The organism is Shewanella sp. M16, from assembly GCF_018224605.1.
In the GTDB taxonomy this organism is placed as follows: Bacteria; Pseudomonadota; Gammaproteobacteria; order Enterobacterales; family Shewanellaceae; genus Shewanella; species Shewanella oncorhynchi.
Genome location: NZ_JAGTUL010000011.1, coordinates 19,058 through 41,340 on the forward strand (window position 1 = coordinate 19,058; position 22,283 = coordinate 41,340).

22 protein-coding genes are annotated in these 22,283 nt (G+C 45.2%); 9 read left to right on the top strand and 13 right to left on the bottom strand.

Translation table 11 applies throughout. The annotated features are described in order from the left end of the window. Positions 1-36: 36 nt before the first annotated feature. On the top strand, positions 37-1,167 hold the full coding sequence (locus KFE26_RS09360) for a hypothetical protein (RefSeq protein ID WP_212600225.1): 1,131 nt from the start codon (positions 37-39) through the stop codon (positions 1,165-1,167). Between the two features lie 110 nt (positions 1,168-1,277). Here KFE26_RS09360 and KFE26_RS09365 read toward each other — a convergent pair whose 3' ends face one another. Then, a complete protein-coding gene (locus tag KFE26_RS09365) occupies positions 1,278-2,120 on the bottom strand; it encodes a LysR family transcriptional regulator (protein ID WP_212600226.1) in 843 nt (280 codons plus the stop codon). 122 nt (positions 2,121-2,242) lie between these two features. On the opposite strand from KFE26_RS09365, the gene KFE26_RS09370 reads away from it, so the two are divergent. Beyond that, positions 2,243-2,896, top strand: a complete 654-nt coding sequence (locus KFE26_RS09370) for a TetR/AcrR family transcriptional regulator (protein ID WP_212600227.1) — start codon at positions 2,243-2,245, stop codon at positions 2,894-2,896. Here KFE26_RS09370 and KFE26_RS09375 read toward each other — a convergent pair. Further along, a complete protein-coding gene (locus KFE26_RS09375) occupies positions 2,880-4,229 on the bottom strand; it encodes an ATP-binding protein (protein ID WP_113941371.1) in 1,350 nt (449 codons plus the stop codon). The genes KFE26_RS09370 and KFE26_RS09375 overlap by 17 nt on opposite strands. 14 nt (positions 4,230-4,243) lie before the next feature. Next, complete coding sequence (locus KFE26_RS09380) at positions 4,244-4,930, bottom strand: response regulator (RefSeq protein ID WP_105251061.1); 687 nt, start codon at positions 4,928-4,930, stop codon at positions 4,244-4,246. Positions 4,931-5,214: 284 nt separating this feature from the next. Between KFE26_RS09380 and KFE26_RS09385 the strand changes: the two genes are divergently transcribed. The 4 genes from KFE26_RS09385 to KFE26_RS09400 all read left to right on the top strand — a co-directional run bounded on the left by KFE26_RS09385 (position 5,215) and on the right by KFE26_RS09400 (position 7,899). Then, entirely contained in the window at positions 5,215-5,724 is a 510-nt protein-coding gene (locus tag KFE26_RS09385) for a Spy/CpxP family protein refolding chaperone (protein ID WP_113941370.1), read from the top strand. Positions 5,725-5,775: 51 nt separating this feature from the next. Further along, positions 5,776-6,666, top strand: coding sequence for a cation diffusion facilitator family transporter (locus KFE26_RS09390; protein ID WP_212600228.1), 891 nt, complete (start codon positions 5,776-5,778; stop codon positions 6,664-6,666). 14 nt (positions 6,667-6,680) lie between these two features. Continuing rightward, positions 6,681-7,133, top strand: coding sequence for a hypothetical protein (locus KFE26_RS09395; protein WP_212600229.1), 453 nt, complete (start codon positions 6,681-6,683; stop codon positions 7,131-7,133). A gap of 208 nt (positions 7,134-7,341) precedes the next feature. After that, complete coding sequence (locus KFE26_RS09400) at positions 7,342-7,899, top strand: porin family protein (protein ID WP_212600230.1); 558 nt, start codon at positions 7,342-7,344, stop codon at positions 7,897-7,899. A gap of 138 nt (positions 7,900-8,037) precedes the next feature. On the opposite strand, the gene glnG is transcribed toward KFE26_RS09400, so the two are convergent. From glnG to KFE26_RS09440, 8 genes are all read right to left on the bottom strand, one after another. Next, positions 8,038-9,450 carry a nitrogen regulation protein NR(I) gene (gene glnG / locus KFE26_RS09405; RefSeq protein WP_212600231.1) on the bottom strand — a complete coding sequence of 471 codons (1,413 nt, stop codon included), beginning with the start codon at positions 9,448-9,450 and terminating at the stop codon, positions 8,038-8,040. Between the two features lie 38 nt (positions 9,451-9,488). Continuing rightward, positions 9,489-10,535, bottom strand: coding sequence for a nitrogen regulation protein NR(II) (gene glnL, locus KFE26_RS09410; RefSeq protein WP_113941365.1), 1,047 nt, complete (start codon positions 10,533-10,535; stop codon positions 9,489-9,491). A 153-nt stretch (positions 10,536-10,688) separates the two neighbouring features. Then, positions 10,689-11,195, bottom strand: a complete 507-nt coding sequence (locus KFE26_RS09415; RefSeq protein ID WP_212600232.1) for a DUF4124 domain-containing protein — start codon at positions 11,193-11,195, stop codon at positions 10,689-10,691. A 204-nt stretch (positions 11,196-11,399) separates the two neighbouring features. Next, on the bottom strand, positions 11,400-12,026 hold the full coding sequence (locus tag KFE26_RS09420; protein WP_212600233.1) for a glutathione S-transferase family protein: 627 nt from the start codon (positions 12,024-12,026) through the stop codon (positions 11,400-11,402). A 133-nt stretch (positions 12,027-12,159) separates the two neighbouring features. After that, entirely contained in the window at positions 12,160-12,852 is a 693-nt protein-coding gene (locus KFE26_RS09425) for a type 1 glutamine amidotransferase domain-containing protein (protein WP_212600234.1), read from the bottom strand. Between the two features lie 59 nt (positions 12,853-12,911). Continuing rightward, positions 12,912-14,069, bottom strand: a complete 1,158-nt coding sequence (locus tag KFE26_RS09430) for an iron-containing alcohol dehydrogenase (RefSeq protein ID WP_212600235.1) — start codon at positions 14,067-14,069, stop codon at positions 12,912-12,914. A gap of 172 nt (positions 14,070-14,241) precedes the next feature. Beyond that, positions 14,242-14,838 carry a TetR/AcrR family transcriptional regulator gene (locus tag KFE26_RS09435; RefSeq protein ID WP_212600236.1) on the bottom strand — a complete coding sequence of 199 codons (597 nt, stop codon included), beginning with the start codon at positions 14,836-14,838 and terminating at the stop codon, positions 14,242-14,244. Between the two features lie 280 nt (positions 14,839-15,118). Further along, positions 15,119-15,430, bottom strand: a complete 312-nt coding sequence (locus tag KFE26_RS09440; protein WP_063884943.1) for a pyrimidine/purine nucleoside phosphorylase — start codon at positions 15,428-15,430, stop codon at positions 15,119-15,121. A gap of 358 nt (positions 15,431-15,788) precedes the next feature. Here KFE26_RS09440 and KFE26_RS09445 point away from each other — a divergent pair, with 358 nt between their 5' ends. Beyond that, entirely contained in the window at positions 15,789-17,744 is a 1,956-nt protein-coding gene (locus KFE26_RS09445) for a methyl-accepting chemotaxis protein (RefSeq protein WP_105251072.1), read from the top strand. Between the two features lie 141 nt (positions 17,745-17,885). Here the strand turns inward: KFE26_RS09445 and ovoA are convergent, their stop codons facing one another. After that, a complete protein-coding gene (ovoA, locus tag KFE26_RS09450; protein WP_212600237.1) occupies positions 17,886-20,000 on the bottom strand; it encodes a 5-histidylcysteine sulfoxide synthase in 2,115 nt (704 codons plus the stop codon). Positions 20,001-20,365: 365 nt separating this feature from the next. Between ovoA and KFE26_RS09455 the strand changes: the two genes are divergently transcribed. Beyond that, positions 20,366-20,761, top strand: a complete 396-nt coding sequence (locus KFE26_RS09455; RefSeq protein ID WP_105251074.1) for a hypothetical protein — start codon at positions 20,366-20,368, stop codon at positions 20,759-20,761. A gap of 39 nt (positions 20,762-20,800) precedes the next feature. Here the strand turns inward: KFE26_RS09455 and KFE26_RS09460 are convergent, their stop codons facing one another. Next, the gene (locus KFE26_RS09460) at positions 20,801-20,983 is read right to left on the bottom strand and encodes a hypothetical protein (protein ID WP_212600238.1); all 183 of its coding nucleotides are present in this window, start codon (positions 20,981-20,983) and stop codon (positions 20,801-20,803) included. A gap of 361 nt (positions 20,984-21,344) precedes the next feature. Between KFE26_RS09460 and KFE26_RS09465 the strand changes: the two genes are divergently transcribed. Continuing rightward, positions 21,345-22,196, top strand: coding sequence for a PfkB family carbohydrate kinase (locus KFE26_RS09465; RefSeq protein ID WP_212600239.1), 852 nt, complete (start codon positions 21,345-21,347; stop codon positions 22,194-22,196). The last annotated feature ends 87 nt before the right edge of the window (positions 22,197-22,283 follow it).

Genomic DNA, 22,283 nt, shown 5'->3' on the forward strand with positions numbered 1-22,283 from the left:
ACCTAAGGCGTACGGCAATTAAAATTAAAAGGTGAGATGATGAAAAAGTTAAATTTGTCTTTTGTTGCTGCAATGATACCAATGGCATTAACGACTGGAATAGTACAGGCACAAGAACAACAAGACGGTATAGATGTTGCTGGTACTGTCAGGATGAATTATGCCTATAAAGACTATAGTGAGAGCTCAAAAGACAAAGGTGGCGACTTTGCTTTTGACATGGCGGCGATTAAATTCAACGGTAAACTGGGAGAATGGGGCTTAGCGAGTGAATATCGCTTTTATGATGGTTGGCAGGCACTACGTTATGGTTATGGTTTTTATGAGTTAAACCCTGAGTGGCAACTGCAGTTCGGTGTTAACCAAGTGCCTTTTGGCAACCCAGGTTTTATCTCTAATAGCTTCTGGTTTGGTGTGCCTTATTACCTAGGCTTCGAAGATGATTATGATTTGGGTGTTAAAGGGGTGTATTCGAGTGGTGCTTGGGGCACTGAAATGGCCTTTTATAAGAATGCTGAATATGGGGCAGGTCGCGCAGATCGCTATTCAACTGATCTGTATAGCGGAGTAGTCAATGGTACCGAGTACAACAACGAAGAGACTAACCAGTTAAACCTTCGCCAAACTTATGAAACGAGCTACGAAGGTGGTAAAACCCAGATGGGGGCGTCGATTGAGTATGGCCAGATCTATAACAACAAGACTGGCAACAATGGCGACCGTTATGCCATAGCACTCCACATGGACAGTAGTTATAAAGGCTGGAACCTACAACTGCAAGTAATGCAATATGAATACGACGCCGCCGATGCGGTCGACAGCAATAAGATCGCTGTGGCAGCCTACAATTGGCAGTATGAGATTGCATCTAAAGCGCAGGCATACAGCGTAAATATAGCTAAGACAGTAACGACCGATTGGGGCAGTCTGAAGTTTTATAATGATTTCGGCATGGTGACACCGGATGTTGCCGATGACAGCTTTGATATCAGTTATCAAAATGTTACTGGCTGTGCCATTTCTGCTGGCCCAACTTACACTATGATTGATTTCATTATGGGTAAAAATATGTATGCTTCGACTCGGGATAACGGCCATGTCGGGTTGCCTGAAATGGGGGACAGTTGGGATAAGCGGGTTAATATCAATTTTGGTTACTATTTTTAAGCAGATCTAACAGACTTTGTCGCTGTTATAAAAATGCCAACCTTAGGGTTGGCATTTTTTCAAATACGTTTGCGATTACACGCAGACTAGTTAACAGCATTAGCAAAGTGTTACACATTTGCTTTAATCAAGGTAATCAATTGCATTGTGGCGTCTGTTTGCGTTTCAGGATTGAGATAAAGGGATTCGTTAAATTCGGGTAACGGTGGCAAGCCATGTTCGTATGGATTCAATATTTGCATATGCTCATTGATCCTAAATTCTGCAATAGGTGCGATGGCTAAGTCATTTTCAACTGCCATACACAGAGCATGGGGGGAAGGCGTCGACAGTAAGACATTGATTGGACGCATTGACAGCTGATGGTTGGCAAACACCTGAGCTCGGATAGGGCAGTTTTCGGGATAGAGCGCCATTGGAACGGTATTGCGTTTATGCGCTTGACCATACTTTGCGGCTGCCCAATGAAAGCGGCGTGTAAACAGCAACTCTCCGTTGGCAGGGGCTTGCCAGTGGGTAGCAACGATCAGATCAAATTCACCTTGTTGCAACCGTTTATAAAGGTTGCCACTGACGTCAGTATCAATGACCAATTCGATACAAGTAAACTCTCGGATAAACTCCAGTAAGCAGCTGTTTAAATAGCATGTAATATAGTCAGTAGGCACTCCTAGCCGGATCACTTCTTTATTTTGGCTGTCTTTCAATTCATGAATAGCTTGCGAGTTAAGTTGCATCATTTTATAGGCGTAATTTAACAGGGTCGAACCGGACTCTGTTAATGTCGTACCTTTGTTATCCCTTAGCAATAAAGATTGGCCGACCACTTCCTCAAGCTTCTTAATTTGTAAGCTCAAGGTTGATTGAGTGCGACAGACTTTGTCGGCTGCTTTAGACATGTTGCCACATTCTGCTACTGCAATAAAACTCTCAAGTAATTCTATTTTTAGCATCTAGCTACCTAGTTTATTCATAGTGGTATCAGTATTACTCAATATAGGCTGACTCTAAACTCTGTTATCGTTTGATTGTGAAGTTGCAACCTTTTTGTTTGTTGAAATGTGACGAGGTCGGTATGAGTAGCTGGGAGCAAAGGAGTGATTATTTGATACAAGTTGCACAGCGTAGTTTAAGAGGTCATAAAACGTTTGATTTATGTCGTTCTCATTTGGTAGAGGCGAGTCAAATATCGAAAGGCACAATATACAATCACTTTACAACTGAAGCGGATCTTGTGGTTGCGATTGCATGTGCTCAATACGATGAGTGGTTAGTTGCCGCTAAGCAAGATGTATTGCGTTATCCTGACCCTTTTATACGCTTTTTATATCATCACTGTTACCGCCTTCATCAAGTGTTATCGCAACAGCGGTTCGTGATTGAGCGAGTAATGCCAAATCAGGCCTTGTTATTGCAAACGACTAGTAATTATCGACAGCGCTTTGAAAAATTATCAGTCGAATACAACCGCTGGAATCGGCTAACTATTTCAGAAATCGGTGATGTATCTGGATTTAATCGAGCTGAATTAGTCATGGACTATCTTCGTGGCGCTATGATCAACAGTGACGACTCCAATAGAAAAGCGGATGATATACAACTCTATTGTCAATTTAGTTATGCGTTAAGTCAGTTAATGGGGCATTCAGATAAGCGTATTCCAACTAAGTCAGCATTTGTTCATTGGTTGTCACATTTACCCTGTATATCGGCTATTTCGGCAGTGTAATCGTCACTTTAAGGCCTGTTGGTATACGGTTCTCGGCTTTAATCTTACCTTTGTGGGCGGTGATCGCCGCTTCAGTGATTGCCAGCCCAAGTCCCCAGCCGCCACTTTCTCTTTGTCTTGCCGAGTCTGGGCGGTAGAAAGGTTTAAAAATGGCATCGAGTTCGGCGGCATCTATGCCTGGACCATCGTCTTTTATGGTAATTTGTACTTGATCAGCCGTCGCACTCGCCTGCAGGTGAATATCGCTTGCGGCATAACGGATCGCGTTACGCAGCAGGTTTTCAATCGCGCGGGAAAGTGATTTAGGAAAATGCGCTAACTCAATTTCTTCATCGATATCGATAGTAATGCTTTTACCTTGCTGTTCTGCTTCAAATTCCGCATCGTCTAAAACTTGGCTCAGGGATTCGGCCAAGCCTAAATGTACTTTGGTTTCGTTAGTACTGAGCTTGACCCGCGAGAGCTCTAACAATTCACTGATAAGCTTTTCGAGTTGCTCAGCTTCATAACCTATGCGTTCCGTTTCGGTGGTCTGCTGACCTTTTTTACGGGCGAGGGCAAGGGATAACTGTAGCCGCGTCAATGGTGTGCGTAGTTCATGGGAAATATCCCCCATGAGCCGCTGCTGATTATTCACCATAGCTTCGATGGAGTCGGCCATGCTGTTAAAAGCCGTGGCGAGCTGACCAATTTCATCGTTGCGCTGAGTGGTGGACTTATCGACTCGGTGACTTAGGTCACCCTCTGCGAGGGCATTAGCACTCTTTTTAAGTGAATTTAATGCCTTACCTAAATGCCACGCGAGCAAGCCACATAATAATCCCGAAAGGAAAATCGCTAGGCTTAAGGTTAATAACTTATTTTCGGCGAAGAAGAAGAACCAAGGCCGTGGATGGTTATCCGGTAGGCGGCCATAAAGTGAATAGGTTTCAGCGCCCAGATTAAATTGATAGGGACCAAACACCAGCTCATCTTTAAACTGATGGCTAATCGGTTGTTTTTCTTCATCTGCCATCAGCATAAAGCTGCGTACACCGCGACTCACCCTGTGTGTGTTGATCACTTGGCCTTGGCTGTTGACAAGATAGACCCGTAGAGGTTTACCTTCCATGTCTCTGTGTCTTTCCCAGCGCCGAAGAAAATCGGATTCCAGTAAGGCGGGGTTTTCTTGAATGCGCTTAGCTATCGTCGATAGGACTTTTTCAAGGTGAGGTGGCAGTGGCGCACGGTCGTGATTTTGTTGCAGCAATGGTAGCAGACCCACTAAGGCAATGATTAGCGAGCTGCAAAGCCAAAATCCGAGCAATAATTTGATAAATAAACGATTAGGCACAGTCGATACCGCCGTTATGGAAGCCAAATATAACCTTTGCCACGGATGGTTTTCACCCTTGGCCGACCATCGCTACGCTCGGGGAGTTTTTTACGTAGATTCGATAAATGCATGTCTAAGCTGCGGTCGAAGGGCATGAGTTTTTTGCCGAGTACTTTTTCGTTTAACTCTTCCTTGTTCATCAACTCTCCAGCGTGCAGTGCTAGGGTGTGCAGTAGAGTGAATTCAGTGCCTGTGAGTATGATTAATTGCTCATTACAGTAAGCTTCTTGGCGCGATGGATCTAAGCGCAGATCGCCAAACTCTTGGGCGGGCGCGGCATGGATTTCTTGGGTTGTTAAGTTCGAACGACGAATAATGGCGCGGATACGGGCAATTAATTCTCTGTCATTAAATGGTTTTGGCAGGTAATCGTCGGCGCCTATCTCAAGCCCAACCACGCGATCGATTTCATCGCCACGGGCCGTCAACATTAATACTGGGGTTTGTTTATGTTGGCGCAGTGCGCGTAGCACTTCAAAACCGTTTAATTTAGGTAGCATTACATCGAGTAGGATCAGATCGTAATCTGCGGTCAGTGCCAGATCTAAACCTTGTTTACCGTCGTAGGCCAAGGTTAATTGAAACCCTTCTAACTCGAGCAGTTGCCCTAGTAGCTCAGATAACCCCAGATCGTCATCGATTAATAATATCCGACTCATACTGTTCCTTAATCTCTGTAATGTGGCCTCGTGTGCCTGTTTATCATAGGCACTTTTAGCGCTTTGGCTGAGTATACCTGTTTTGATGTCAATTGCTGTGTAGCAATGTAAGCCAAAGTAAAGAATAGAGTTATTGCCGCAACTTTACAGTGATTTACTCAGGCAACGCCCTCACTTACATATAGGGGTTTAGACTGGAAGGGTCGAAAGTGACTCGGCTTAAAAGGGTCGTCACTGTGTCTTATTACTTGCCATATTAAAGTTGAACCATCGAGGTTAACACTATGAAAACATTATCACCTTTGAAAGCGAGCCTGTTTGCCATTCTAGCGAGTTCTGCGGTTTTCGCGACGGCAGTTAATGCTGCACCTAAGGATGCTGGCTGCGACTTCTCTAAATCTGAATTCCATAAAGGCGACCGCATGGAACATGGCGGCCGACATATGGACCACGGTGGCATGCATCGTATGTTTGAAGGGCTCGATTTAACGGATGCCCAAAAAGCTGACGTCAAAAAGTTGTTTGCCGATCAGAAAGCCACGCGCGCTGATAATCGTCCAACGAAAGAGGAACGCTTGGCACATCGCACTGAGATGCAGGCCTTAATTACCGCGCCTAGTTTTGATGAAACACAAGCAAAGGCACTGATGAGTGCGCAGCAAGAGCAGCGTCAAACTCAAGCCATTGAACGTATGAAGCTGCATAATCAAATATTTAATCTGCTGACACCAGAGCAGCAAGCTAAGTTTAAAGCGCGATTTGAAGCACAAGCTGGTAAAGAACCTCGCGGTTAAGCGTCTTAGCTGATATACAATAGGGTCATAGCTTCCCAAGATAGATCCCTTATGACTCAAACTTCCCAATACGATTTTTGGGTCAAACTGGCTAGCCGCGCTTCCGTGGCTACCGCTTTGATCCTTATTCTTATCAAGATGTTCGCTTGGCTTTATTCCGGCTCCGCCAGTATGTTGGCATCTTTGACGGATTCCTTTGCCGATGCTCTCGCTTCTATTATCAATTTTATTGCCATTCGTTACGCGCTTGTGCCGCCGGATCATGACCACAGATATGGCCATGGTAAGGCTGAGCCGTTAGCGTCTCTAGCGCAATCCGCCTTTATTATGGGCTCCGCATTTTTATTACTTTTCTATGGTGGCGAGCGTCTATTAACACCTGTTCCGGTTGAAAATGCCACCATAGGTGTAGTTGTTTCTATCATAGCGATTGTGATGACGTTAGCTTTAGTCATGTTGCAGAAACGCGCATTAGCGGCGACAAAAAGTACTGTGGTTGAAGCTGATTCGCTGCACTATAAATCAGATTTATTCCTTAATGGTGCGGTATTGTTGGCACTAGTATTAGCGCAATACGGTTGGTGGTGGGCTGACGGTTTATTTGCGGTAATGATTGCATTTTATATTGGTCATCAAGCCTTTGGCTTAGGTTATCGCTCAATTCAAGCCTTGTTAGACAGAGAGCTAGACGAAGAGACTCGCCAGCAAATCACGCAAATCGCGATGGAAGATCCACGGGTGCAAGGGCTGCATGATTTACGCACTCGTCAAGCAGGCAAAACTGTTTTTATTCAATTTCATTTAGAACTCGATGGCAATTTGAGTTTGAATGAAGCCCACAGTATTGCCGATACAACAGGGATAAGAGTCAAAGCCGCCTTCGAAGATGCTGAGGTGATTATTCACCAAGATCCGGTTAAACCTGATGTAAACGAAACATAAATTAAGGATAAGCTATGGCATGGATGCAGAAGCAAAGTCACAGATGGGATCATTCCACTCGATTGATATGTCGCTATCATAGGCTATCGACTCGCTTTGAGTTGATAGCTGAATCTGTGATTTCTGACATTAGCATTCCTATGAGTACAGAAATCACGCTCCTGATGGAACAGAAACCTTCGATAGTAAATCAAGCGGATAGTACCGTATCTCCTGTGATAGCGGGGGCTTGGAGTCAGTTAGTCCTGCGTAAACATCTTTATTACTTACCGCAGAAAATTGATCTCGACATTGCTAACCAAGCTTATCGAGTCCATGTCTGGCCATTATTTCTTTGGCGTACACGTATTACTTGTGTGGCGACTGGCAGAGTTGTCGTATCCGAATGTTTGGATGTGAGAAGGCGTCGTTCCCTCATCCGTTGGCTATATGCGAGTTTTATAGGATTGTTGCGGGTGCTAAGTTAAAATCGTTAGTTGTTTCAATTTAAAAAATAATACTTACAGTAAATATTATTTAGCCACATAACGAATAACAATAACTTCCATTTTCCGACTCAAGCTGAATCAATGCTGTATGATTTGTATTTTGATAATTTAAATCATGACACTTCAGAATTGCTTATTGTAATATCCGCGCAGTCTAATACTTTCGTTAAATCATTGGGGAATTATGATGAATAAATTATCAATTGTTGCTATCTCTTTATTATCAGCATTAGCTGCCACTCAAGTCTCTGCAGCAACCGACACTACTGGATTTTATGTGGGTGGCGCATTAAATAGAGTCACAGCTGATGCTTTTGATGGTCCAGAAACTGGTACTGGTGTAGGTGTATACGGTGGCTATAACTTCAATGAATGGTTTGGTTTAGAAGCTAACCTGTTTGCCACTGGTGACTTAGGCGATAAGGATGTTGATATTAGTGCAGGTGCATTAAGCTTCACACCTAAATTTACTGCACAAATTAATGATATTTTTTCTGCCTATGCCAAAGTGGGTATTGCATCTATGGCGGCGAATGTTGATGGCTATGGTTACGATGAAGACTTTACTGGTTTTGGTTGGACTTATGGTGTAGGTGTTAATGCCGCCGTAACAGAGCACTTAAATATCCGTGTAAGCTATGATGTCACTACAGGTGATTTAGATGCCGACCGTAGCTATTTAGGATTAAAAGATATTGACACTGATATTAAGCAATTCGCTGTAGGTATGCATTATCAATTCTAATTTTTTAGATTTGGCATATTTAATTCATGCCAATGAAAATTAATTTCAAATAGAAAGGGATGTGAAGATATCCCTTTTTATTGTTTGATATGAATAAGCTTGTATTGATATAACGAGTAGTAATGTTATTTTATCTACTCAATCCATCGACAGTTCTTTTAATTTCCGCGTTAAGGTATTTCGTCCCCAGCCTAAACGTTTCGCCGCTTCCTGTTTATGGCCTTGAGTATGGCGCAGCGCAGTTTCTAGCAGTATGCGCTCGAATGCGGGCTGCACCTCAGTTAACAGATCGCTGTTTCCTTCCAAGAGTTTTTGATCTATCCACTCAGTCAGTGCCGATTGCCAATCTTGGCTGCCTTTCGCCGTGTGGGTGACACTCACAGGGTCTTTCAGTAATTCTGGCGGTAAATCTTGGGGTAAAATTTCTTGCCCCGATGCCATTACGGTTAACCAACGACAGGTGTTTTCGAGTTGTCGGACATTACCGGGCCAAGGTAATTGGGATAGTTTTACCGCGGTCTCCTTGGTCATGATCTTAGTTTCCACGCCAATTTCCTTTGCTGCAGAGGCGAGGAAATGGGTGGCAAGTTGGGGAATGTCTTCTCGTCTTTGTGATAGTGGCGGCAAGTGCACGCGGATTACGTTGAGGCGATGGAACAAATCTTCCCTAAAGCCGCCTTTTTGCACTAATAATTCAAGATCTTGGTGGGTCGCCGCTATGATACGCACATCCACTTGCACCGCATTATGACCACCGACGCGGTAGAACTGGCCATCGGCGAGCACTCTGAGTAACCGTGTTTGTACGTCTAACGGCATATCGCCGATTTCATCTAAAAAGAGCGTGCCACCGTTTGCTTGTTCGAAGCGACCTTGGCGGACATTGGCTGCGCCAGTGAAGGCACCTTTTTCGTGGCCGAATAGCTCAGATTCGATCAAATCCTTAGGGATCGCTGCCATGTTCAGCGCGATAAACGGCTTATCTTTACGTGGGCTGTGCTTGTGTAAAGCGCCAGCCACTAACTCTTTTCCCGTACCCGATTGACCATTGATCAGCACGCTGATCGATGAGCGTGAAAGCCTGCCTATGGCGCGAAACACCTCTTGCATCGCTGGCGCTTCACCTATGATTTCGGGTGTTTTGACTTGGGTTTCTTGCGCGGGTGCAGGGCTCTGTTCAGTGGCATGGGTAAGTGCGCGCTCAACCAGAGAGATCGCCTCATCGATATCGAAGGGTTTAGGCAGATACTCAAATGCGCCCGCTTGATAGGCGCTGACTGCGCTGTCTAAGTCTGAGTGCGCCGTCATAATGATCACGGGAATATGGGGATAATGCACCTGCAATCGTTCGAGCAGGCTTAAACCATCCGTGCCGGGCATACGGATGTCCGACACTATCACGTGCGGTTGCGATATTTCTAATGCCTGCCACAGGGATTCGGCGGCGGCAAAGCTGGCGGTGCTGAGCTTAGCACCTTGCAGTGCCTTTTCGAGTACCCAGCGTATCGAGCTGTCATCGTCGAGGATCCACACTTGTTCACTAATTCGCATCTTGCTTCCTCATACGGTATGGGTAGGTACTGTCGAAATTATTTAGCGCTTAAAATTGGTAATGAAATGATAAATTCTGTGTGCCCAGCGCTGGAGAGGCAATCGATCCTTCCCGAGTGTAAACGGGCAATATTATGAGCAATCGAGAGGCCTAAACCTGAACCTTGCTCACGGCTTGTCACCATGGGATAAAATAATGTGTCCATTAGCTCAGGCGGTATACCGGGGCCGTTGTCGATAATCGATAGGGTTAACACTAGCTTGTGGCGCTGTGAGCCTATGGTGACTTGGTGTTGAGTGCGAGTGCGGATCAAAATTTCGCCGCCCGTATGTTCAAGCGCCTGCACCGCATTTTGTAAAATGTTCAGCACAGCTTGCTGCATTTGGTCAGGATCCATCTCGATATCGGGAATGGATGGATCGTAATCCCGTTTAAGCTGAATGTTAGCGGGCAGCGCCATTTCAACTAACTTATAGACCTTTTGCACCACTTGATGGATGTTGTGCAGACTGTGCTGTGTCGGCCTTTGGGGGCCGAGCAGACGGTCCACTAAATTACGCAGCCGATCGGCCTGCTCTATGATGAGGGTAGTGAATTCCTTCAGCGCCGGATCATCCAACTCCCGCGATAATAGCTGCGCCGCACCGCGAAGGCCGCCTAAAGGATTCTTGATTTCATGGGCTAAGTTGCGCACTAAAAACTGTGCCGCTTGCTGCTGTGCATCTTGACTCAACTGCTGATGAATGCGTCTTTGTTGGTCGACTTGGCGCAGTTCGAGCAGGCTGAGTTCAGCCTCGTCATCGAGGGGAATAAGGGTTAAATCAACGGTATGATGTTGGCCATCGAGCGTGACTAGTGCTGCCGTATTGACCGTTAAGCCTTGACCAGCTGTTACTGCATCCATTAATAGCTGGGCGTCGACACCGAGGACTTGATAATGCTCGGGCAAAGTTTGTTCTACGAGTCTATGGCTACCAACACCTAATAATTGCTCTGCTGCTGCGTTGGCATAACAAGGCTTGAGATCCTTATCTATGACAAGTACAGCGGTAACTAAATGATTGAGCAGTGTCTCTTTATCCATCGACCGTTCCTAGAAATAGGGTTGCACCACTATGGTGCGCCAATCTGGTGCAAGCTGCAACTTGTCTTCATCAAACGGTTTAGTCATGAGGAGTTAATCTAACTTCATGTATTTAAAGTTTTTATACTAACTTTTACTATACAAATAGTGACATTAACGCTTAGCTGCTTGATGAAGAAATATCTTTCTTGGTGAACTTGATGCAAAGACTTTGCCGTTTTGAGTCAAAGCGTCAACGACTAAGGTATGTTCACCTCGGTCGATGTTTTTGAGTTTGAAGGTACCGCCAATTTGCGGCTGACCAATGGGGTTGCCATCGAGCTTTAGGGCCATCAAATACTGACTTTTTAGCTCTGGGGTGATAGTCGCAACGACGTCGAAATCGCCATTGTTATCTCTGACGGTTTCCTCTTCGGTCGGAGAGGTAATATTGACTTGATATTGAATAGATTCAATTGCTTGGTTTGCGTTATTTGAGTCTGTTTTAGGTAGGGGAAGGGCAATTTGATTTAAGGTCTTCTCTTTTAGCTCAACGATTTGGGCATTTGGCTGCGGCTCATCTGAGTAATGGACTTTACCATCTTTATCGACCCATTTATAAACCGTCGCTTGCGCTAACATGCTAAATAGCACTAAGCCGATGAGTGTGAGTGAACGCATGCTAAAGTCCCTGTAGCCTTGAGAGAGAGTTAATCAAGATTAGTCTGTTTTACATCAAAAATCATGGTGTTTGTTGCGCTAAGTGGTTAAGGATGTCACCACAGAGAAGGTATAAAGTCGACAGAAAATGGGGAGGCAGAAACAGGGGTTAGTTAAAGTGGGTTAAGCTCGGGCACTAACATGTGCCCGAATTCTATCCATCAATTACACGCTTGCGTCGAGTTGTTTCTCGATCTCACTCGCTTTAACCCAAGCGGTATGTTGGGATAATTGAGTGGCATAGCGTTCAATGTGTTCAAATTTCGCGAGATCGCCACTGTTCGCCAGTAGCTCTACCACGAAGGACATCATGATATCCGCACCCGTGAGCTTGTCTGCAACAAGATAGGTTTTATCGGCCAACATATCATTGAAGTAATGGCTTATCTTACTGACTTCTATCGCCGCATAACCTTCAAGGAAATTGGTTTTACAACCGTCCTTTTGCACGAACATACGCAGTAACAAAGGCAGCATGGCTGAGCTTTCGGCAAAGTGTAGCCATTGCAGATAACTGACATAGTCTGCGCTGTCTCTGGCGGGGGCTAAGGTATCCGCCGCATATTTTTCAATCAGATATTCGGTGATCGCACCCGATTCTGCTATCACTTGACCGTCCATTTCGATAACGGGTGATTTGCCTAACGGATGAATTTGCTTAAGTTCGGGTGGCGCGAGAAAAGTCTGGCTATCACGTTGATAACTCTTAATTTCATAGGGTTGACCGAGTTCCTCTAGCAACCAGATGATACGTTTAGAGCGTGATTTATTGAGATGGTGCAAGGTGATCATGGGCTTTCCTTTGGACACTGAGAGTACATTTTGGCTGTCGCACCATTATGGTGCGACAGCTCTTTTTAACGCATTTAGCACACTTGTGCGCCTGTCTTTGTTCATTTCAAGCTGAGCGTCGCGTATTTATCGCTTAGCCTCTCGCGTTCAATTGCGCAACTATGGTTTCGGCTACGGCTTCGGATGATCCCGGATTTTGGCCTGTGATCAAATGGCCATCTGCGACGACAAAGCTTGTCCAGTCATCACCTTTGACATAATTGCCACCATTTTTCTTCAGCATGTCTTCAACCAAAAATGGCACGACATGAGTGAGTTGCACGGTTTCTTCTTCAGAGTTGCTGAAACCGGTAACACGCTTGCCGCCGACCAATGGCTTGCCATCACTGGTTTTAGGGTGCAGCAATGCAGCAGGCGCATGACATACGAGCCCTAGGGGTTTATTGGCTTGATAAAACTGTTCAATCAAGACGATAGAATGTTTATCTTCGGCAAGATCCCACAGTGGACCGTGGCCGCCCGGATAAAAAATCGCATCATAATCGGCTGCATTGATTTCACTTAAGCGAGTGGTATTCGCTAGCAGTGCTTGAGCCTCAGGATCTTTGCTAAAGCGCGCAGTAGCTTCGGTCTGAAAGTCTGGCTCATCACTTTTTGGATCGAGTGGTGGTTGACCGCCCAGTGGCGAGGCTAAGGTAATGTCAAAACCTTTATCTTTAAAAACATAAAAAGGTGAGGCGAATTCTTCTAGCCAAAAGCCGGTTTTTAAACCCGTATCACCGAGTTTATCGTGTGACGTGATTACCATTAATATATTCATTTTCATACCATTACCTAAGTTGCTCACATCAATATGTGTGAGCTTTGGGTTTAGTTCATTTGACGTTATAGGGCTAAGGTCAAAATGTCACGGCTCATGGTTGGGTCAATATTGCCATGTTCGCCTAGTGCCACCATGCCGTGCAGTTCAAGCTGTTTCACTACAGCATCAACGTGGCTGGCATCGAGATCATAGGCAGATAAATGTGTCGGTATGCCCATGGCTTCGAAGAAAGCCTTGGTTTTTGCGATAGCGGCGTCGATACGCTCGTCATCTGTACCTGTGTTGATGTGCCACACACGGTCGGCGTACTGGAGTAACTTGTCGCGTTTAGCCTCTTTTGTACATTGCAGCAGGGCAGGCAGTATGATTGCCAATGTGCGCGCATGGTCGATATCGTAAAGTGCAGTTAGTTCATGGCCAATCATATGGGTTGCCCAGTCGTGGGGAACGCCGACGCCAATTGTGCCGTTGAGTGCCATAGTGGCAACCCACATTAAGTTCGCGCGAATGTCGTAGTCTTCGGGTTGAACTAGTACCTGTGGACCAAGCTCAATCAAGGTTTGTAACAGACCTTCGGCAAATCTGTCCTGTACGGCGGCGTTAACTGGGTAAGTGAGGTATTGCTCTGTGATATGTACAAAAGCATCGACAACACCGTTGGCCACTTGGCGTTCTGGCAGAGTGAAGGTTTTCGTCGGATCAAGTATTGAGAATTGTGGATAAACCAAATCATTACGGAATGGCAGTTTAGCCTGTAGTGATTTACGGGTCACTACGCTGGCGTTGTTCATTTCGGAACCCGTCGCAGGTAAGGTTAAGACTGAGCCAAAAGGCATAGCTTGAGTCACATTGGCGCCCCAGCTAGTGAGAATGTCCCAAGGTTCACCTTCGAATACCGCTGCAGCGGCAACAAATTTAGTGCCATCGATAACCGAACCACCGCCAACCGCGAGGAGGAAGTCGATATTCTGCTCACGCACTTGGGCGACGGCTTTCATTAAGGTTTCATAGGTTGGGTTTGGCTCAATGCCATCGAACTCGACAACGAAACGATTACCCAATGATTGTTTAACTTCGTCTAACGTGCCTGTTTTTCTAGCACTGCTGCCGCCAAAGAGGATCATCACTTTAGCATCGCTCGGTACTAGGGAATCAATTTCGGCGATAGTGTCTTTACCAAAACGGATGCGGGTCGGGTTGTAATAGTTAAAATTTAGCATGGATGATGTTATTCCTATTATTACTTTAAATGAGCAGCGTTAATTGAGCTGCATTAATTAATAGCCCGTTAAATTAGTAGACCAGTCGTCTAATTTCGGGGCGTGAAAATGTATTCTTTAAAAATCTGGGCTGATCGATATCAGCAAATATTAGTTTTGAGTCGGTATTAGGTTAAAGGGCCGTTTTAGGCGTTAAAATGGCTTTAGTCGTCACGAGTGCACGTTCGAGTGCCGCAGGGCTGTGGCCCAACTTGTTCATTAAGCTGGCGCCTAACCACATGTGATACAACATTTCAGCGGTTGATTGCGGATCTTGCAGGGCGATTGATCTATCTGTTATGCCCACTTGAACGCAAGTCGTTAACCTCTCTATGATGCCGGCGGAGCCTTTAAGTAAGGCAACACGCATGGCTTCGGATAAATCGGCCACTTCGGCGCTGAGTTTCACGACCAGACACTTTTGATCTACGCAGCCATCGGCTTGTACGTGCAACCATTGTTGCCAGTATTGCATCAAGCGTTGATGGCCTGTCAGTGTTGAGTCATTGAATAATGCGTCTAAATCTAATTGATATTTTTCAAAATAATCAGTAATAAGCGCTTCGCCAAATTGTTCTTTGGATTTGAAGTAGTGATAAAACGAGCCTTTTGGCACTTCGGCCGCCTGCAGCAGTAGGGATAAGCCGACGCTGGAGAAGCCTTTGCGTACGATCAGCTTGTAGCCGATGTCGAGAATATGCTGGCGAGTGGATTGAGTTTCAATTTTCATGGGGGTTAGGATAAATCAAATTAGACCGGTCGTCTAGTGTTGTTTTTATCGACGATTTCAACACATTCGATTTAGTATGCTTTACCTTGTGAGTTTTACGCTGCCTTGAGCCAGCTTAATAAAATTGCCAAATTGATAAATGTCAGATGGATAAGGCATTCTGATGGTGAAATGGTTCGGTAGGACAACATACTCACAGTGCTGAGATAAACCGTCACTGTGAGTGTTCGATTAACGATTGATATGAAATATTAATCGCACTGTCACTTAATCGAGATGACTAGAGATAGCTACAGCAATATTCGGCAATGGCTGTGTTACGAATTTTAAAGCTAACATTTGCAGCCAGCTCAAACTGAGTGCCTTCGCTAAATTCTTGCCAAGTCGTTGTTTCTGGAAGTAACACCTCAAAACGGCCGCTAGTCACTTCCATGATTTCACCTTGGGAGGTTGAGAACTCATATTCCCCTGGTAATACAACACCTAAGGTTTGCTTGCTGCCATCGGCAAAAAATACGCTACGGCTAGCCACTTTGCCATCAAAGTAGATGTTGGCTTTTTTAGATACTGACACTTGCTCGAGTAAACTCATTATTAATCCTCTATAAATTGGCTTGAGATGAATTTATATGCATATTTGATAAATTTCAATGCATCATTTGTCGCATGGATGTGCGCATTCAATATAAGTTGATGCTAACGTTCGGTTTATTGCTTATTTCCCACTATATCATTTTGTTTGAAATGGTCGGTATGGCGTGGTTGTCATTTAAAGTTATTAATCATTTTTCTACTTAAAAATAATGAGTTGTCGGAATTTTAGTGAACTTTTGATGAAAATAGTCGGCACCGCTTTGTTTAGCTGAGATTCTTCTCCTATAGTTTTAAGGCAGGTTTGATTCTGCAAAGATTGAAGGAATGGAATTCGACGCGTGACAAGGAGTCTCACCATGGGTTTTACTCGTAAAATTCAGCTTATCAGTTTATTGATTGTCCTATTACCCCTCATATTTGCCACCGCAATAGTGACTTACATTGCTCGAGATGAATTGTTTGCCGAGGCTCAGTCTCGTTTAGTGGCTGTTCGTGAGATCAAGCAACGGCAGATTGTTGGTATGTTTCAGGACTTTTCCGATAACCTGCAGGCCGTCAGCGCCGTAATTGCCAGCCAAAAAAGTCTCGATACACTTACTGACATAGATCAAACCTTGCAGTCATTAAATAAATCCCTCGGTTTTTATGACCTATTTATTATTAGTGACGATGGCACCGTTTTATATACAGTGGCGAAGGAGTCTGATTTCGGCACCAATTTGCGTACTGGGCCCTTCCATGATTCGGGATTAGCACAGTTATTCAATAAGGCATTGGGATCGGCGGGCACAGTATTACTACAAGATTTCTCCGCATACGCGCCTTCAAATGGTCAACCTGCGGCATTTATTGGCCAGTCGATTCAGTTCAATCAGCAAAGATTGGTGGTGGCGGCTCAAGTATCAATCGATCGCATCAACAGAGTTATGCAAATTCGTGAGGGTATGGGGCAAAGTGGTGAAACTTATCTTATTGGCCCAAATAATCGTATGCGTTCTGATTCTTTTCTCGATCCCATTAATCGCACTGTTACGGCTTCGTTTGCGGGAACGGTAGCTCAGAATGGTGTTGATACGCTGGCGGTAAAGGAGGCGCTGGCTGGTAAATCGGGTGTGATGCAAGTGAATGACTATAACAATAATCCCGTTTTATCCGCTTATTCTCCTGTCGTTGAGCTCGGTTTACGTTGGGGTTTGATGGCTGAAATTGATGTGAGTGAAATTGCTGCTCCCGCCTACCGTATGATGTTTATCGGTTTATCTGTTTGTGCAGCAGCCTTAGTGTTGGCATTCGCTGCCGCTAAGTTAGTTACAGGGTTTGTATTAAAGCCGCTCGGCGGTGAGCCTGAGGACATGTGTAACTTGACCAGTATGATCGCCTCTGGCGATTTAACTCATAATTTACCGCATGTTCAAACGGATAATCACCTGATGAGTTGGTTGGCGCGGATGCAAACTAAGCTCAAAGAAATCATCAGTCAGCTGGTGGGCGTTGGGCATGAACTTGAATCTGCCGCCGAACAAAACTCTGCCGCTATGACACAAGCCGATTGCAGTATTCAGATGCAGGCCAAAGAAACCGATATGTTGGCTACTGCAGTTGAAGAAATGAGCTATGCCGCAGCTGAAATCAGCACGAATACGATGAGATCCTCCGATGAAGTGTCCGCCTGTACCCATTCGAGTGAAATTCTTTCGCAAAACTTGGCCAGTACTCGTAAAAGCTTAAAAGTGACCTTGAGCAGTTTTGCAACTATTCATCAACAGGTGGGCAGTCTTGAGGCGGATAGTCAGAAAATCGGCTCAGTATTGGCTGTGATAAATGCGATTGCGGAACAAACTAATCTCTTGTCTCTTAATGCGGCGATTGAAGCAGCGAGAGCTGGCGAGCATGGTCGTGGATTTGCTGTGGTTGCCGATGAGGTGCGTCAGTTAGCGGTGAAGGTTCAGTTAGCAACTCAGGATATTGGGCAAGTGTTAAAAGGTATTCAGCAACAGTCAGGTGTGCTGGCGTTGCATAGTGTGACTTGTTCCACTGAAGCCTCTAAAACCGCAGAAGATGCCGATGGAATGCAGACCGCGGTGGATGATATTGCTTTGCGCTTAGAAACCTTAAAGGCATTAATGATTCAAACCGCAACCGCTGCGGAAGAACAAACAACGGTTTCGGCGACGATTGCGCAGGGGATTGCGGGCTTAAGCGTGGCGGCGGAGGAAAATAGTGCTGCTATCAGCCAAGTGGCCGCGAGTACGCGGAGTCTGTTGGGGTTAGCAAATCAGCTTGGTTTAACAACGGCACAGTTTAAGGTGTAGATATTTTTCGCTGCATTTACAGTGTTCTCACCTTAGTTGGTGCTGTAAATGTGACTGAGCTGGATGTTACACATCCGCCAGAAATGGATTTCTGGCGGATATTTTTATCAGGACTTCAGTTGGTTATCCCATGAGTGGGCATTAACGTTTACGCCAAATTGTCATTTCTGAGATGGAATGTTGGAATTTACGTTTAGTCTCGCGGATCACGAAGGGGATTTCCTTCACTGCGACCAGCTCAAATTGGCCGATCAAGGTTTCGGTCAAACCATCTAAGGTGGTGAAGTTCTCTCCTTTGACTTTAACGCCACCTAACCATTTATCCTTGGGCGTATAATCTTCAAGCCAAGTGTATGGCGAGGCAATCACAAGGTATCCACCTTGATTAATCCGCTGGGCAATACTGGTTAAAAAGTGTTTAGGCTCGTTCAACCTGTCGATAAGATTTGAGGCATAAACCAAATCATAACCTGTGTAGATGGGCTTTAAATTACAGGCATCACCTTGCATAAAGTTGACCTTTTTCGCCTCAAGCTCATATCCCAGTTTCGCGAGACTCGCACTCTTAAATTCCTGTAAGTCGCCTTCGGTACGTATGGTGTAACGTTTTTCACCTTGTTCTGTCAGCGCATAGGCCTGTTGAATAAAGCGCGCCGAGAAGTCGATACCATCAACATGATCAAACACTTTTGCCAGCTCGAAACTCGCGCGACCAACGGAGCAGCCGATATCGAGGGCTTTAGCTGTATGAGTCAATTGAATTTCACTCAGCGCTTGCTGCACACCATTGACGCAGAAGTTAGCCACCCCGAAATATTCGGTGCCATAGTGGAATTCAAGGTATTGGGAAATCAGTTCATCCGTTTCGTATACATTGACCTCGGCCATTTGAGCTGGATTTTGGGGGGATTCCACATAGCGAAAGCCCGCGTGTTGATAAAAATGTCGACGAAACGCATAGCGTGATGAAGCAATTGCCTCATTACCCGTAGAGATCCACGATCCGCCTTTGATGAGATTATGTTTGCCATCGAAGGTTGGGGTGGAGAAATCATCATAAAGTGGGTGTACGGCGAAGCCGTCAAAACCGTCGATTGCGGTTTCTGTCCATTGCCAAACATTACCGACAATATCGAAAAAGCCATTATGTTCGAAGCGATTCACTGGGCAAGAAGAGGCGTAATAAGCCAAAGCAATATTGCCCGGCACTTCATGCCAATCGGGCGCATCGGCGGGCACATTCTCGCGTAAGATGTACCACTCAGCTTCAGTTAATAGACGTATATTGCTTTGCTTTTGTTCGGCTTTCCAATTACAGAAGGCCTTAGCTTCGAGCTGATTCACTTCAACAGGCCAGTTTAATGGCAGCGGGATTTCTTCTGCTAAGTTACGTTGCCACCATTTATCTTGTCTTAAGCGCCAAAAACGCGGCATTTGTGCTTGGGTATAGGCAAGCCAAGCTTGGCCTTCTTCATTCCAAAATTGGGGTGAGCGATAGCCGCCAGCCTCGACGAATGCGAGATACTCTTGATTCGAGACTAAGAATTTAGCAGCCTTAAAGTCGTTAACGTTAAATATTTTATGGCCGTATTCATTGTCCCAACCGTAGGTTTGGTCTTGTTCAGTTTTGCCTAAGGTCACTTTTTGCCCTTTTACAGCCAATAAACTGTTGGCCTCGGCAGGGGCGGTGTCTTGGCACGCAGGCCAGAGGTGGTTGGGTGCGACATATTCCAGCGGCAGTTGGCGTATGATCGCCGATGAGGTTTCTAAATGAATACGCTCATGTTCAATGCCCATCAAAATGATCCAAGCTGGACTATTTTGAGTGATAGGTAACGCTAGAGGCATTTCATCGATAACACGATTGACGACAGCATTAACTTGTTGGCGATAGCTTCGCACCTCTGCCACATCCGGCCACGGATAATGTTGTTCGTTCAAATCATCCCAAGACATCTCATCGACACCAATGGCGAACATGGATTCGAAGTTGTCGTTTACCCGTTCATCGAGAAATTTACCGAGTTTGAGTTTGTTGATATAGAAAGTGGCCGTATGGCCAAAGTAAAAGATTAACGGATGGCGCAGCGGCTCGGCTTTGAGGTAATAGGCGCTATCTTCTTGGATCAAATCATACAGAGACTCGTATAAAGCCCATGTCTGATTAAAGTATTGCTTAAGCTCTTGACGCTTTCCGGCCTCAGTTTCACCAATGAGCTTAAGGGTTTGAGGGGGTTGCGTTATGGGCTTATCCATAGACAAGTAAACTCCGTATTTATCGGCCTGCGGTGCAAGCATGGGAAGATTAATCTATCGTGTGTGACTCTATACGCGATTACTGAGCTCAGGATCACTTTGTCAGCTTAATGTGTCGGTTTGAGGCAAAGTGTTTTACAAACTAACAGAAAGCCCAATTGAGTCCAACATCAGTGCTGGAGCTTAAAGCATCTCAGGTATGACCCTTTGGTTTGGGATTATCTTACAAAGAAAGTGATGCGCTCAATTTAGTGATGCTACTCCTTACAGGGATTAAAATTATTTTATCCCTGAAGAGTATTTTCTCTGTCGGGGTTAAGGCAGAATGATCCCGTCCGTAAAATTATTATGCAGGATATAACGGGATGACAATTAACGCATTATGGATACCCGCCTGGTATGAGCTTGATCCGTCGATCGTAGTGGGTGTGACTGAGGAGTTTGTTTTTCACAAGACTGCCGCAAACGAGGCGTTAAAGTTTTACAGCGGTGCAAAGGAAAACGATGCCGTTAAGGCAACCGGAACTATTTCGGCCATTAAGCACAATGTCTTGGGGGACATTGAAAGTGTCGATGCGCAGGGGCTCGATTATACGCTTGTGTTGCAAGATGGACGGCGTTTGTTAGTCAACGCAGAGGAAAACCCTGGCTTGGTTTATGAGTGGGTTGATGACAGTTGGCAGCCTTCAGATATGGTCATTACAGATTGGACATTAGCAGTACAATTTGCGTCTTTATCACCATTGACGCCAATAAAGTAATTGAAGGTTTATCGTGAGTAACTAGATGGCAAAGTGCAGTTAGCACTCGGGATCCGAGGTTGACTGCACTTTTACTTGTTCAGCAAGTTGTTGGTATTCTTGTTTAATTTCTGCAATATAAACATCGTGAAAATTCAATTCATTAAATTCTTCTATACAGAGCTGATAACGGCGTAGCTGCTCAGATTTTTCTTCGGCGGTATCCCATATTTCCATTAGCATAGCGTTTGATTCCATTCATAAATTTAATATATGTATCCAGCATGCATTTTAACTATGTCTACTGATAATTAATCGAGTCGGCTTCAAAATGGTTACGCTTCATGTTGTTCTGAGACGTTATCTTTTCTATAAATCGATTTTAAACAAAGTGTTAGAGTTAATAGCTATATTATACCGTATGAGTGGATAACTTTTTTCCTCATCTTCTTCGGGACAAATGCTTACATCAAGGCGCTGCCATATCCTTATAATGTTTCTATCTTGATGATTGGATTGTGCCTGTGAGCATTTTGCTCTAGATTGATATTTCTTTGTTTTTATCTTCTGGCCTTGATGCTTTTTTGCCCTTTGGAGCCGTGTAATGGCTAATATTCTGTTAGTTGCCAATCTCAACTGTGATCGGATCTTACTGCTTGATAAACCTTTAAAAACAGGTGGACGTTTCCATTATCAAGATGGCGGCCAAAGGCTCGGCGGCGGTGGGGCAAATACCGGATTAGGTTTAGTCTGGGCAGGGCATAGCGTCGCGCTGGTGAGTCAAGTGGGCCGTGATGACATGGGGGATTGGCTCATTGCAGAAGCCAGTACTCAAGGGCTCGATTGTCGTTTAGTGCAGCGCCGTGCCGGCAATACATGCGAAATGCTGCTTGTAATGACGCCAGATGGCGAGCGCACCATTATTCGGCCACAAAGACCCATATTTGAATTATCTGTACCGCCGAAATGGCAGCCATGGGACGCGCTGTATTTTAATACTTCCGCAGAAGGCTCTGTCAGCTGGGCAAAAACAGCTTTAGAACATTGTCTTGTGGTCGCGCAATTAGCCAAGGACGACAGACAGAGACCTTGTCATATTTTATTGGCCTCCATGAGTGATATTCAGGGGCGTTGTGATGGCGCATCTTGGGAATATGGCAAAAGCATTGGCGGCGATTGTCTGCGTTACTTTATTGTCACCGATGGTATCAATGGGGCTAAGGTTTACACGCACGATCAAGTGCAGCATGTTGCCGCTATCCCTGCCACAGTTGTTGATACCACTGGCGCGGGTGATGCCTATGCGTCAGGGTTGATCCACAGTCTCTGCATCGGCCAGTCGATTACTGAGGCCATGGCAGAAGGGGCGATTTGGGCGGCATTTGCGGTGGCAACTGATAGTTCTATTCCGGGTGAGGCACTAAAACAGTATTTAGAGGCGAAGCAAATCGCATGAAAATCTGCGGGTGAGCAGTTTGAGTCATCTTTTTGTCATACGTCCTTGCTAGAGTATGTCTTGTGGCGCATAGCTTGTCCCTTAACG